This is a genomic window from Streptomyces sp. JJ36 (assembly GCF_021696945.1).
Classification (GTDB): Bacteria; Actinomycetota; Actinomycetes; order Streptomycetales; family Streptomycetaceae; genus Streptomyces.
In genome coordinates, this window is sequence record NZ_JACYHE010000011.1 from 73391 (window position 1) to 86794 (window position 13404).

The following is a 13404-nucleotide window of genomic DNA, read 5'->3' on the forward strand; positions in this document are numbered from 1 at the left end:
CGTCCGGCATTGTCCTTCATGTACACCTGGTCGCAGCAATGCACCGCGAGCTCCTGGCAGGCATCCCTCGGCTACGCCGTGTCCGGCGCACCGAGCAGGGCGTCGAGGAACGGGCTGGGTTTCCCGTGCCAGAAGACGTCCAGGCTGTCCCGGGCGCGCGTGGCGGCGACGAAGAGGAGCGAGCGGGCGCGTTGCAGGTCCCGGCGGTAGCGAACCGGGTCGCTGCGGCGCCGGCGCTCGATATCGCTGCGGGGCACCAGGCCGTCACTCGCACCGGCGATGATCATGTGCTGGTACTCCAGCCCCTTGAAGCGGAACATCGTGCCGATGTGGACGCCGCCGTCACCGCGTGGTCCGTCGGGGCCGATCTCCAGCGGCCGGATGCCGTGCTCGTGCAGGGTCGCGGCGGTCTCGGTGACCATCCGGTTGGTGGGCACCGCGATGGCGATCTGCTCGTGCGGCACGTCCCCGCGGGAAGCGATCAGCTCGGCGACAGCCGCACGCTCCGCCTCCCAGTCGGGGAGACCGTGCAGTCCGGGGACGCCGCCGCTGAGGACCGAACGGTAGCCGGCGAGCGTCTCGTCACTGCCGTCGAGGTCGTCGTACTTCTCCTCCCCGAGGACCCGGAGGGCGGAGAGGAGGATCTGCCGGGTCGTGCGGTAACTCAGCGAGAGCCGCGACGAGCGGCCGCGGATGTTGATGCCGAGGCTGCCCAGCGTCACCTGGTTCTTGTAGATCCGCTGGTAGGTGTCCCCCACGAGGAACAGGTCGTTGCGGCCGGGTGCGACCATGGCACGCAGCATCTTCCAGTGCGCGGGGCGCAGGTCCTGGGCCTCGTCCACGACGATGTGCCGGTACCGGTAGCGGAGCCAGCCGCCGGAGCCGTCCTGGAGGTGGACGTTGTCCAGGCCCCCGGCGTCCTCCTTCTGCCGGGCGATGCCCTCGATACGGCGCGCCCGGTCACGCTCCAGCTGTGCCGCCCACTCGGCCACCTGGTCCCAGGTCTGCATGCCCTGCCGGTCCAGACGCTGGGTGAACTGCTCGGTGAGCTGCCAGATCGCGGCACGGTCCGCGCGGGTGACCGTCCGGCCCCGGCCCGCCCGGCGGGCGCGGAAGTACTCGGTGCGCGAGGCGATGGCCTGCCCCAGGACGACCTGCGCCCACTCGTCCTGGAGGAACTCCGCGTCCCACCGGTCCTCGCCGAGCTCGTCGAGGAGCGCACGCCACTCCCGCACCGCCTGGTTGTCGTCGATGAGCCGCTTCCGGTTACCCGGTTCGGCCTCCCGTACGGTCCGCAGCGAGAGCTGGTCGACGTGGCTGATGTCCACCCGGGACAGCAGCTCTTCACCGCCGAGCGCCAGCAGACGCGAGCGGAGGTCGGCCGCGAGGTTCTTGTTGAACGTGGTGAGCAACACGGGCTTGTTGTGCCCTGGGGGCAGCCGGTCCACCAGGTGCTTGACGCGGTGCAGGGCGACGATGGTCTTGCCCGTTCCGGGGCCGCCGCCGACCCGTGCCGGGCCGTTGTGGTCGCGGGACACCAGCTTGGCCTGGGTGGGGTGCAGGAAGACCTTCCACCGCCCGAAGTCCTCGCCTTCGAGTGCCTCGCGGAGCTGGTCGTCCGTGGTGGTGACGACGGTGGCCGGGCGGGAGGCGGCGGTCACGAAGTCGGTCGTGTCGACAGGTCCGGCGGCCGCCACGGGCGCTGTGACCTGGTCCAGCACCTCGTCGTAGGGCTTGCCGTCGTGCAGGCTGAGCAGCACCTCGCCGGTGAGCTGCGGTGCGTACTCCACGAGACCGAGCAACTGGTCCTCGGTCGTCAGCGCCCGGACGACGGGCAGCAGCGTGCCGGTGACGCCCAGGTCGGTGAGTTGTTCGTCGGACCACGCCGAGAACAGGGTGGCCGGGGTCTCCGCCACGTCCGGCTGCTGCGGCCCGGGTGCGGACGCTGCCCGCTCCGGGACCGTGCCCGGCTCCGGACGGCCGGCCTCGCCGGGCAGCACGCGTTCCTGGACGGTCTGGAGGTCGATGTACTCGATGCCGCCGCTGACCGGGTTGACGGTGATGCGGCTGAGGTGGTCGTAGACGTCCTTGCGGTGCTTGACGGAGACGATCAGCCAGTCGTCGTCGGCCAGGCGCAGCAGCAGTGCCCGGTACTCGTCGTTGACCCGGGCGGAGAACAGCTTGTCGTGCCCCTTGAGCTGCTTCAGCCGCAATCCGGGGGAGTCCGGGTTGGTGCGGAACTTGTGCTGGAAGTCGTAGATCGCGCCCTTGACCGGCCGCGGGAGCCGGAGGATCTCCTTGTCCGCCTTGTCGAGCAGGCGCAGGGTCACGTTCGTGCCGCTCACTGGGGTCCGTTCTCCTCGTCGTCTTCTCGGGCGCCGCCGGCCCGCCGGGCATGACCCGCCCCGTCGCCGGATGGTTGTACGTCGTCCGGCGCCCGCCCACCCGTGCAGCCGAGGGCCTTGGCGAGGTCGGCGACGTGCCAGGCGGTAGCGGTCCCGACGTGCCACCCGGCCGCACGGAAGGCCGAGTCGCGGTCCTCGGCCTCCGGGTCGCCCTCCTGACCGGCGTCCGGCCGCGGTGCCGTCACGACCGCGACCCGCGCCGCGGGCCAGGCGAGCTCGGCCATCCAGCCGCCCCGGGCGTCCAGTTCGTACCCGACCTCCGGGGCGGGCACGCCTCCGTGGCCGGCGAGGGCTTCGGCGAGCCCGGCGAGGCCCGGTTCCTCCGGGTCGAGCAGATCCAGGGCCTCGGCCCAGGCGGGATCGCGCGGCGGAAGGCCCTCCCGCGCCTTCGGTTGCGCGGCAGGGCGGGTGGCGGACGCCGCGCCGGCGGGTCCGCCCGGCTCGCCGTCCGCCCGGTGGTCCGCCGCCGCCTCCGGCGGGGGGATTTCTGTCCGTACGGAGCCGAGCACGCCGCCCCCGCCGGCGACCGCGAGGGCGTCCGGCTCGAAGTGGTCCAGTCCGGAGACCGTGAGCTGGACGCCGTCCCCGCCGCCGTGCTCCAGGAACTGCAGCAGATTGCTCCAGAACAGCCACGCCTGCCAGCGCCGCCGGTGGGCGTCCTCGTCCCGGTGCGCCGCCACGGTGTCGTCGAGCACTACCAGTCCCGTCCACACGGGGGGCCTCTCCCGGCCGTCGGCCGCGCACACCAGCAGGCACCCGGAGGCGTCCGAGGCGGTCAGCACCTGCACCTTCCCCGCCCGCTCGCCGGCGTCCCGGGGCACGCCACCGCGCAGCGCGGCGGCGATCTGTTCTCCCACGGAGCCGGGAACCGGCCGCCCGCCGCGGCCGCGCGCCTGCACCAGCCCGGCGAGCGCGGCCTCGGCCCGCCACTGCCAGCGTGCCGCGTCCGGCTGCCGCAGGTAGGCGGTCAGCAGGTCGGCCGGGTTCACCCACACCGTCTCCGGCAGCTCACCCGCCAGGCCGTCCCGCACCCGGCTGTAGTAGGCGCGTGCCTGGGCCACGCCCTGCCCGTCGTACGGCTGCCACACCGGGTCGGCGGGGCCCGCGCCAGCGGTGCCGGTGTCGCGCACCCGGCGTTGCCACTCGTGGACGTCGGGATAGGTGAGCTGGAAGACGCGCAGCCCGTCGGCCCGCAGCCGGGTCCGCTTCTCCGCGTCCCCGGCGACCCGGTTGTGTTGCCGGGCCGCGTGGTAGGCGTAGCCGTCCAGGTAGAGCGCGACGCGCGGTCCGGGAGCGTCCACGCGTTCGAACAGCACGTCCGGGCGGGTGCCGTCGAACGTCCGCTGCTGGGAGACACGCCAGCTCAGCGTCGTCCCGTCGGAGGCGGTGAGCCGCAGGTCGAGGGCGTGGGTGCCGGCGGGGGTGACGTACGGGTCCGCGGTGGCCCCGTTCTCCGGCAGCTGCGCCCACTCCCGGAGCGTGTCGAGGAACATCACCTCCAGGTCGCTCTCGGCCTGTGCCTCCATCGGGATGTGCTGGGTGGTGGCCACCTCCGCGGTGTCCCACCGTTCGCCGTCCGCGCCCAGCAGCTCGTCCAGCATCTGCCGGACCCCTTGGCGGCTGACCTTGTCGTACAGCGCGGGAGGGACCCGGCGCAGCAGGCAGCGGTGGCAGCCGTCGAGCCCCTTCTCGCGGCAGCCGCACTCCTCGATGACCTCGCGGGCCTTCAGCAGCACCTCCTTGAACCCGCCGGGGGAGGCGAGCCGGTGCAGGTACCCGGTGCCGCCGGGCAGCCGGTCGTACACCACCAGGAAACGACGCGGCCAGTCCGAGCCGGCCTCCGGCATCGCCGCCGCCGTGATCTCCAGGTGGTCGGGGTCGCCGCCGTAGCGGGCGGCGATACCCGCGAACAGGGCCGCGGTGAACGAGGCCATGCGCTCCGTCACGCGGGAGACCGAGGCGGGCAGCAGGATACGCACGGCCTCCGTCGTCAGCTCGTGCGCCAGCAGCAGTGGGACGTCCTCCCCGGCGCCCTGCTCCTCCCCGCTGCCGCGCAGCCGCCGTCGGGGGCACCACAGCTGATGGTGGGCGCTGGCCCGCGTCGACCGGGCGAGGGACTCGCTCAGTGCGTGCTGCGGCCGGTCCACGACCGGACGTCCGTCGGCGGTGGCGCCGCCGCAGCTGGTGCACACGTAGAAAGGGTTGAGCCGCACGTCGTCGCCCGCGAGCGGCACGGTGCTGCTGCCGTCCTGGCGGTCGACGCCGAGGTTCAGGGTCCGCACCACGGCCCGGCGGGTGAAGTCGGCGCCGAACACCGCGCCGGTGTGCCGCCACGAGCCGGCCGCCAGGTGCCTGGGGTCGATGTCGACGGTGTCGAGCACCGCGTAGGTCTTCCGGTCCCGCTCGTCCCGGTCGTCGCGTACCCGGGCGTCGTCCCGCTTGTCGCGCGCCAGGACCCGCTTGGGCTGGAGCACGTGCTGGACGCAGCCGGCGTCCGCGATCTCCCGCGCTCCGCACCGGGGACAGGGCGAGGTGTCGTCCTGCGCGTTCTCCGTGCGCACATAGCCGCACCCGGGGCACAGGCGCCACAGCGTCCAGGCGCGCCGCTCCGGGCCGCCGACGTCCAGCGCCCGCACGACGTGCCGGTAGCCGCCCACGTAGAAGCTGTTGCCCGGCGCCAGCTCGGTCAGCGCGAGCCGGCGGGACCGCTCGTAGTCCCGCACCTCGCTGCGGTACGCCGACTCCGCACCCTCCTCGGCGGTCTCCTTCCAGTAGAGCGTGCCCTCGAGATGGGTGACGCTGTCGGTGAGGCTGTAGTTGGGCAGCAGCCCCAGATCGACCAGCGCCCCGTGCGCGGGGGCGCGGCTGAGCGTGCTCAGCAGCCCGCCGGTGACGCGGCGTTCGGCGAGCAGTTCCCGGCGCTCGGCGCCCTGCTCGCGGTCCTCGGGCAGCAGCCCGTCCACCGCCTCGTCGATGGCCGCCAGACGCCGGCGGAGTTCCTCCCGGCGGGCCGTCCAGTCCTCCTCCGCGTCCGCCAGCGCCCGCGCGACGCCCCCGGTCGCGTACGCGCGCAGCTCCTCGGCCGCGTGCCCGGAGACCCCGCCGTCGTCGCCTCCCCCGCGGGCGGCGGGGAACAGCGCCAGGAACTCCTCGGCGAGGCGGGCGCCGTGGGTCAGCGCCGCGTCGCTCAGGTCGTGCACCCAGCCCGTCGGCCCGAAGAGCGCGGAGGCCAGACGCGGCGCGGGCATCAGCGTCTCGCCGTCCCCGGTGGTCAGGTCGCCGCGCGCGGCGCGGTCCAGCAGGTGCGCGGTGTACTGGCGGCGCAGGATCTCCACCGCCGACAGATAGCAGCCCGGCGGCACGATGTCCCCGGCGATCATCGCCGCCGGGTCGTCCAGGTAGTAGCGGTCCCGGGCCCGCCGCCCGGCGAAGGACACCACCAGCGCGTTGCCGGTCTTCCGCCCGGCACGCCCGGCGCGCTGCACGTAGTTCGCCGGCCCCTTCGGCAGCGAGCCGAGCAGCACCGCCGACAGGTCGCCGATGTCGATGCCCAGCTCCAGCGTCGGCGTGCAGGACAGCACATTGGGGTCCGTGTAGTGGGTGCCCGCCCGGAAGGTGCGCTCCACCCGCTCCCGTTCCGGGCGGGTGAGCATGCCGGTGTGCTCCGCCGTGACCACCCGGTAGGTGCCGCCCGTCAGGTACAGCCGCCGGTAGTAGTCGCCCCGGTAGTCCCGCTCCAGCCTGCTGCCGAAGCCGCCGCTGCCCGAAACCGGGCCCGACCCTGCCGGTGCAGTGCCGTCCTGCGGCGGCGTCAGGAACCCCTTGCACCGGTAGCGGGGGCACGGGTGCCCGTACCAGCGGGTGCGCCGCTCCGGCGCGACGACCTGCTGCCAGCCGCAGTCCGCACAGGCCACGAACGCCTTGTTGACGACTGCGTCGTCCAGCAGCCGCACCTGGATGTGGCCGGGCTGCAGCCCGTACACCCGGGTGCTGCGGTCCTGCGCGGTGCGTACCGCGAGCAGGCCCTCCTCCGCGAGGAGGGGCAGCAGCCGGCGGAGATACTCCGTCACCCCCGCGTCGTCCAGGCCCAGGCAGCGGCGCGTCCAGTCCTGGTACCAGCCGCCCCGGCCGGCCACCGAGTCGAACCGGCTCTTCTCCTTCAGGCCGTCCAGCAGGAACCGCGGCGGTGCCACATGGCCCTCCGGGAAGGCCGGCATGCCCGGAGGGCGGCCGCCGGAGATCAGATACTGGTTGACGCCCGCTTCCCTGATCCACGTCTCCAGCCAGCGGTGCCGCACCCCGCCGCGCAACCGCATCCGTTCCAGCAGCCCGCGCACGAACGCCAGATAGCGGTCGACCGACGGCAGGGAGTCTCCCGTCACCAGTTGCCCGGGCAGTTGCAGGTGGACGTCCCGCGCCAGGGAGGCGATCCGTGCCGGGTCTTCGATCACCACCTCGGCCGCCGTGGTGCGCGTCAGCTCCAGGGTGCGGCCCAGCCGCGAGCGCAGGCCGAACTCCAGCACGGTGGCGAAGGCGAGCCGTTCCCCGATCAGTTTCCAGGTGGCCGCGTTCCCCGTGCCCCGCCCGGACAGCAGCCGGTCCACACCTGCCTCGTCGTGCAGGTCGGGCGGCACCACCGCCGCGAGCGCCTGCGCGTCGTCCACGGAGTCCAGCACGTTGCCGATCAGGTCGTTCAGCCGCAGCGGCTCCTCGAAGTCGCCCAGTTCGTGCGCCAGCAGGGACCGCAGTGAGAATTTGTACGACGCGTTCGCCACATAGCCCGCCCGGTGCGCCGCGTCCTGTGTCGAGTCGTTGAACAGCAGCGTCTTGCGTTCCTCGGGCGCCAGCGCGATCTCGTGACCGCCGGTGAACAACTGCGTCACCGCGGCGGAGGCCAGCGCGGCGGGCGCGGTACCGAGGAAGCGGATGCCGTTGTCGGTGTGGCAGGCCGGGCACCGGTCGTCCTTCGCCGCCCGGTCGGCCGTCTTCCTGTCCAGGATGGCCCGGGCGAACCAGGCGTCCTGCAGATCCTCCGCGTCCTCCGCGACCGGCATCCGGTACGTACTCTGCGCCCCGTCCAGCACCACCACCGACACCGGGTCGACACCGCCCGCCACCGGCCGGCTGCTCCCGCCGGTGAGCGCCGCGAGCGCCTCCTCGGCCTCGGCCGGGGTCGCGGAGAGGAAGTACCGCAACCGCCGCTTGTCGCGGCCCACGCCCGCCTGCCAGATCTTGACCGGGTTGGTCTCCAGCTGCTGCGGATCGGCCTCCGGGGAGAGGGCCGCCCAGCCCGAGCGCCCGCAGGTACGGCAGTAGATCGCCGGCAGGAAGGCCTGCGCCGGCCGTCGTACGGTGTCGGAGCCGGGCAGCGGCTCGGGGCGCCGCGCGTCCCCGGACGGCCAGTCACCGCTCTCGGCCGTCTCCTCCGCGGAGGGCGCCGAGTGCAGCGCCGCCCTGCGCGCCGCCGCCCGCTCGTCCTCGTACCAGCGGAACTCCGGCACCCCGCTGACCCCGGCCAGCACCCGGCCCACGGGCCGCACCCACAGATGCGCCTCGATGTGCACCAGCGGCCGCGGCCGCCGTTCGGTCGACTCCGGGTCGCGTGCCGACGCCAGCAGCGCCACGAAGCGCGACAGTGCCTCCAGCGCCAGCCGCGGGTTCTCCTTCGCGGTGCGCGCCCACGCGTACCCGAACCGCGCCATGCGGTCCCGCAGCCCCCACTCGTCGAGCGGGTCGCCGCCGAGCAGTGCCAGCACGCCGTGGGTGAAGTCGTGCTTCTTCAGCAGCCGCCCGATCCGGAACGCGTCCAGCCCCGGACGGCCCAGCATCCTCGCGGCCAGGCCGTCAAGGTCCAGCCGGTCGGGATCGGACTCGACTCCTGGACCGCCCGAAACCTCGATGACTTCCCGCGGGTCCGGCGGCTCCGGCAGCTCGTAGTCCACCTCGCCGACGAACTCGTCCGCGCTCTGCCGCCCTTCCCCGATCACCGACGCCGCGTCGAAGGGCACGCCGAAGACCTGCCCGGCGACCTGCCGGATGCCGTCCGCGTCGCCGCCGCCCTCGCCGAGCGTCGCCGAGGTGGCCACCGGGCAGACCGGCCCGAGCGGCCGCCCCTCGCTGCTCGCGCCGACCGAGGCGGCCAGCCGGCGCAGCAGCATCGCCACATCCGTGCCCTGCGCGCCGTCGTAGGTGTGGAACTCGTCCAGCACCACATACGCCAGGTCGGCGCCTTCCCACAGCGGCCGGTCCTCGCCACGCTGGAGCAGCAGGTCCAGCATCTTGTAGTTGGTGATCAGCACGTCAGGAGGCGAGACCCGCATCTCCTCCCGCCGGGTGTACACCCGGCGGAAGCCCCTGTCCGGCCGGTCGCCGATGTACAGGCCCGCCGTCACCTGCGCCAGCTCCGGCCTGGCCAGATACTCCCCGATCCGTCCGGCCTGGTCGGTCGCGAGGGCGTTCATCGGGTACAGCAACACGGCCTTCACGCCGCCGCGTCCCCGGGCCTTCTCCCGCCGGCAGTGGTCGAGCACCGGGACGAGGAACGACTCCGTCTTGCCCGAGCCGGTGCCCGTCGTCACCAGCGTCGGTTCCGCCGGGCCGTGCAGCGTGCTCAGCCGCCGCCACGCCTCCGCCTGGTGCCGGTACGGCGGGAAGCCCGGGTCCCACTCCAGCGCCGACCGCCACGTCTCGTCCGCCCGGTGGAAGGGGGTGCGGATGCGCAGGTACGGCCCGCGGAAGATGCCCGACTCCGGGTCGCCGAGGAACCGCTCCAGCGCCCGCCGGGTGTCCTCGTCCGCCAGCGCGTACGTCGTCGTGAGGTACTGCGTGAGACTGCCGCGCAGCTGCGCGGCGGCCAGAGTGGGCTTCAACACGTGCCTTTCGGGTCCGGCGGGGGCGCGTGGGGGGATCTTCACCCAACGTATCGCCCGTTCGGCCCTGCGTGCACCGGTTTCGTCAGGCGAGGTCCTCGGAGAACCGGCTGATCGCCGAGGACGGCGCCGTGTCGACCACCGGCTGGACCTCGTCCCACCGCGCGGCGGCGTCCTCGGTGTGGACGAGCGTCACACTGTCCGGCACGTGCGGGTGCTCGAAGACCCGGTGAAGAAGCAGAATTCCCGCGGAGTCTGAGGTGCAGACGCCCCCACCAGTACCCGTCGCTGTTGAGCGACGCACCGCTCGGGGGATCACGGCGCCGGACGGGAGATCTCGGCCGGCGCGCCGGAAGCCACAGCCACGTCTGCCCATACGGTCTTCCCCGGCCCGGGGAGGCGGTCGCGCACGCCCCACGCGCCGCTGAGAGCGGCGACGAGCAGCAACCCGCGCCCCGACTCGGCGTCGTCGTCCGGCAGGCCGACAAGGGCGGGGTCGGGGCGGCACTCGGTGCGGGTGTCGCTGACCTCCACTCGGACGCTGCCCGCTGCACTCGTGAGCCGGAGATGGAAGTCCCGGCCCGGTACGTGACCATGGCTGACGGCGTTGGCGCAGAGCTCGGCCGCGATAAGGGTGACTGTCTCGTTGACCGGGCTGTCGTACGGGTACCCCCACGCATCGAGCCGCTGGGAGACGAGCCGCCGGGCGAGGCGCGCGCCGCGTCGGGTCGAGGTGAAGGCCATGGCGAACTCGCACGCGGGCGAGGTGATCTGGTCGGTGTCCACAGCGGAAAGCCTGGAGCCGCAGAGGCCCCCCTGCTACCTCCCGCGGTTGTACGGCGACCCTCTGTACATGACTCATCGTGTGCGGTCAGCGCCAGGCGTTCAGTTCCGCCAGGAAGTCGTCGTAGGAACGACGGGAGCCGACCGGCGAGGCGAGTAAGCCCTGCTTCAGGGCCGGGTGTGACGACAGGCTGCGCACCCCCGCACGACGACGCCCGGGTGCCGTCGGACACCCGGGCGGGACGTCGAGGGCGAGGAGAGCGGAGGGACTAGGCATCAGAAAGGTGAGAAGGAAGTCCGTCCATGGCCTCGCCGTGGCCGAGCGTAGCAGTCAGTCCGGGATCAGGTCGCGCAGATTTCCCGGAGTGATGACCCGGGAGTCCGGGTGCAGCCCGTCCGGGCGTTCCAGGCCGATGTAGGTGACGGGCCCGTCCGGGACCGTTGTGCCGTCCCACAGCGTGGTGGCCGTGGCGCGGCCGGCCATCAGGTCGGTGAGGTGCCGCACCGTGAGGTAGTCGCGCTCCACGATGCCGCGCACCAGCGTCGCCACGGACACCCGGTTCCCCTCGACCTGGTTGGCGGCCGCGTTGCCGCGGAGGTAGACGTGCAGCCACTTGGCGCGCCAGCTGCCGTCGGTCCCGCGTAGGAACGCCAGCGGCAGCGCCACCCTGCCCGGGCCGCGCAGCTCCGACTTCATCCGCACCGTACGCGGCTCGAACGGCCGGCCCCGCTGCTCGGCGTCACGCAGCATGAAGCCGAAGAACGACTCCTCGGCCTCCTCGAACCCTTCGCCCGAGAAGATGTTGACCTGCGGGACGATGAAGGCGCGGCGCACGGCGTTCAGCCGCAGGTCGATGAACTCCGAGGCGCCGTCGGGTGCGTCCGTGATGTCGCCGGAGTGCTCGCCCTCGACCGCTGTGAGGTTGGTGTACGACAGCCAGGAGGGGCTTGCGTACCGGGTGTCCAGCATCAGCGCCGACAGGTCGTAGTCGGTGCTGCGTGCCGTCTGCTTCCAGTGGACGAAGAAGCGCAGCAGGTCACCGTCGACCGGGGAGAGGGAGCCCCGGGGCAGCACGCCCAGTCCGGCGGCCGTCGCCTTGCCGCTGAGCGGCAGGGCGACGTCGAGGACGCCGGGGTCGACCAGCAGGTGCCCCGGCTGCGGGAGGCGGCGGCGCGTCTCGGCGTCCAGCGCGGCGATCAGCCGCTTCCGCTCGGCCGGCGGTACGGGTGCGCGGGTGTCGGCGGTCGCCCAGGCGCGGGCGCGGCTGTTGACGAAGACACGCCGCCCGGCCCGGTCGTCCGTACGGTTGTGCAGGTGCTCACGTACGGACAGCAGCACCCGGCCGGAGACCTGCGGGGCGACCTGCTCGGCGGTGGCCACCACGGCGTCGCGCTCGTCCTGGGTGCGGCACATGCGCAGCAGCCGGTCCAGGGAACGGAACAGCTTGCCCGGCGCGGCCGTCAGCAGCCGCGCGGCGCCCGTGACGTCGTGCGCGCCCAGCAGCTCCTCGAACCGGCTGTCGAAGGACCGGACCTCCCTCTCCCCACGCGCGACGGCGAACACCTCCGCGGCATGCGGCAGACGCGGGTACTCGTGCGGGTGCAGTCGCTCCCCGAGCCGCTTGAACGCCTCACGGTGTGCGGTGACGTCGGCGAGTTTGGCGGGGGCTGCCGCGATCACCGCGTCGAGACCGGCGAGCAGCGCCCGGCGGACCGGCCGAGGCAGCGACCGGAACCGGGTCGGTTCCGTCAGCGTCACGTCGCCGCCCGAGAGTGCGCAGGCCAGGCGGAGCACGTCGGTGACGGTGTCCAGCAGGAGGTCCGCCCCCGCCTCGAGGCGCGCTTGGTTGACAACGGCGCGGTTCTCCCGGACGGGTATCGCCTTCGGCTGCGGGCCGTCGGCGCAGCGCCGGGCGAGCGCAGCGAGGTCGTGCAGGTGCTCCTCGCCCAGCGGGGTGGTGCTGCCCGCCAGGGCCAGGTAGAGGCCGGTGACCTCGTCGGCCAGGGGACCGCCGGGGTGCAGGACGGTCACGCGGTCGCCAGCGGCTTCGATCAGCTCGTCGTGGGCGGCGAGCATCTCGGCGTACGTGTGCTGGTAGGTGCCGTACGACGGCAGGGTCAGCAGATCGACCACGCCGGTGCGGAGCTGGGCCAGGGTGCTCTCGCGGGAGGCGTCGTCGGCCAGCGCCTCCCAGATGCACCGCATCCAGAACTCGACCGTGTCCGGCACGTTGGCCGGAAAGTCCCGGAAGTAGACGTTGTGCCGGACGTGGTCGCCGACCATCTCGCGGACCGTGTCCAGTGTGCGCGTGGCGGTGCCGACGACCGTTTCCCCGGACAGCCGCGACAGGCGCTCCAGCAGTGGCGCCGACAGCTTGAAGCCCACGGACATCAGCGCGGCGTCGAACTGCCGCGCTGCCACGTCGCCCTGACCGGCAGGTCCGGACGGCTCGGGGAGACGGTGGGTGTGCCGGATGACCAGCGGTTCGAGGAGGTGGTCCATCCGGGCATGCTCCCAGAGCAGCCCCGGCGCGGCATCCGCGTTTTTCGCCCGCCGCGGGCAGCGGCCGGCCGCTGCCCGCGGGCGGTCAAGGTTCCTCATGAGGCGAGCTCGGCGTGCTGGACGGCTGCCGCAGAGGTCGCCCGGGGAGAGTAACCGGCCCGCGGTGGTGCTCGCCGCCACCGGCACGAGGCGCCGGCCCGGCCACGAGCTCTCATCCGCCGGTCAAAGCTTGCCGGCGATCACCCCGCGCCACGTCCATCCCGCCGCGAGGACCGTGTCGCGCACGGCTTCCTTCAGCGTCGCGTTGTCGAAGCGGAACGTTTCCGTCGCCTCAACACCGCCCTCGTCGCTGCGTCCGAGCGTCCGGTGCCAGGAGACCGTCTTCACCTGTCCACGCGTGGAGCCGGCTGGCAGCGTGAGTCCGGCCCGGTCCCCCGACCCGGGTGACCTCCCACTGAGGTCCAGCGCACGGACCTCGTGGCGCGCCGGAACCAAGCGCATCCGGACCTGAAGGACACGGCTCATCTGCGTCCTGGCGAAGAACGACTGCCACGCCGGCTCCGCAACCCGCCACTCCGCCACCAGATCGGCGCCCTCCTCCGGTTTCCCCTCGCGTACGAGGTAGGGGACGTCCGTCCGGCTGAGGCCGAAGAGCACGGCTCGGACCTCGCCGACGGAACCCGGCGTCACACCACTGCTGGGCCGCCTCGTCCCCGTCAGTCTGTCGGAAAGGCCCATCGATCAACCTCTGAGTGTCTTCGTTGTCGCCGTCCGCCCACTCTATGGTCGGTGATGTGCGGTGCGTACGGGCATCGCGTGCCCGGGACCGACCCTACCGAGGGAG

The 13404-nt window shown here is 73.1% G+C and carries 7 protein-coding genes; all 7 read right to left on the reverse strand.

Features of this window, described 5'->3' with window-relative positions:
- Positions 1-71: 71 nt before the first annotated feature.
- The 7 genes from HOY81_RS06920 to HOY81_RS06945 all read right to left on the reverse strand — a co-directional run bounded on the left by HOY81_RS06920 (position 72) and on the right by HOY81_RS06945 (position 13217).
- Positions 72-2345 carry a UvrD-helicase domain-containing protein gene (locus HOY81_RS06920; protein WP_237319298.1) on the reverse strand — a complete coding sequence of 758 codons (2274 nt, stop codon included), beginning with the start codon at positions 2343-2345 and terminating at the stop codon, positions 72-74.
- A complete protein-coding gene (locus tag HOY81_RS06925; protein ID WP_237319300.1) occupies positions 2342-9277 on the reverse strand; it encodes a DEAD/DEAH box helicase in 6936 nt (2311 codons plus the stop codon). Before HOY81_RS06925 ends, HOY81_RS06920 begins: the two co-directional genes overlap by 4 nt.
- Positions 9278-9359: 82 nt before the next feature.
- The gene (locus HOY81_RS27300) at positions 9360-9482 is read right to left on the reverse strand and encodes a hypothetical protein (protein WP_272892463.1); all 123 of its coding nucleotides are present in this window, start codon (positions 9480-9482) and stop codon (positions 9360-9362) included.
- Between the two features lie 107 nt (positions 9483-9589).
- Positions 9590-10060, reverse strand: a complete 471-nt coding sequence (locus HOY81_RS06930; RefSeq protein ID WP_237319302.1) for an ATP-binding protein — start codon at positions 10058-10060, stop codon at positions 9590-9592.
- An 85-nt stretch (positions 10061-10145) separates the two neighbouring features.
- Positions 10146-10334, reverse strand: coding sequence for a hypothetical protein (locus HOY81_RS06935; protein WP_237319303.1), 189 nt, complete (start codon positions 10332-10334; stop codon positions 10146-10148).
- 54 nt (positions 10335-10388) lie between these two features.
- The gene (locus tag HOY81_RS06940; RefSeq protein WP_237319304.1) at positions 10389-12560 is read right to left on the reverse strand and encodes a hypothetical protein; all 2172 of its coding nucleotides are present in this window, start codon (positions 12558-12560) and stop codon (positions 10389-10391) included.
- Between the two features lie 222 nt (positions 12561-12782).
- Complete coding sequence (locus HOY81_RS06945; RefSeq protein ID WP_237319305.1) at positions 12783-13217, reverse strand: hypothetical protein; 435 nt, start codon at positions 13215-13217, stop codon at positions 12783-12785.
- Positions 13218-13404: the final 187 nt, after the last annotated feature.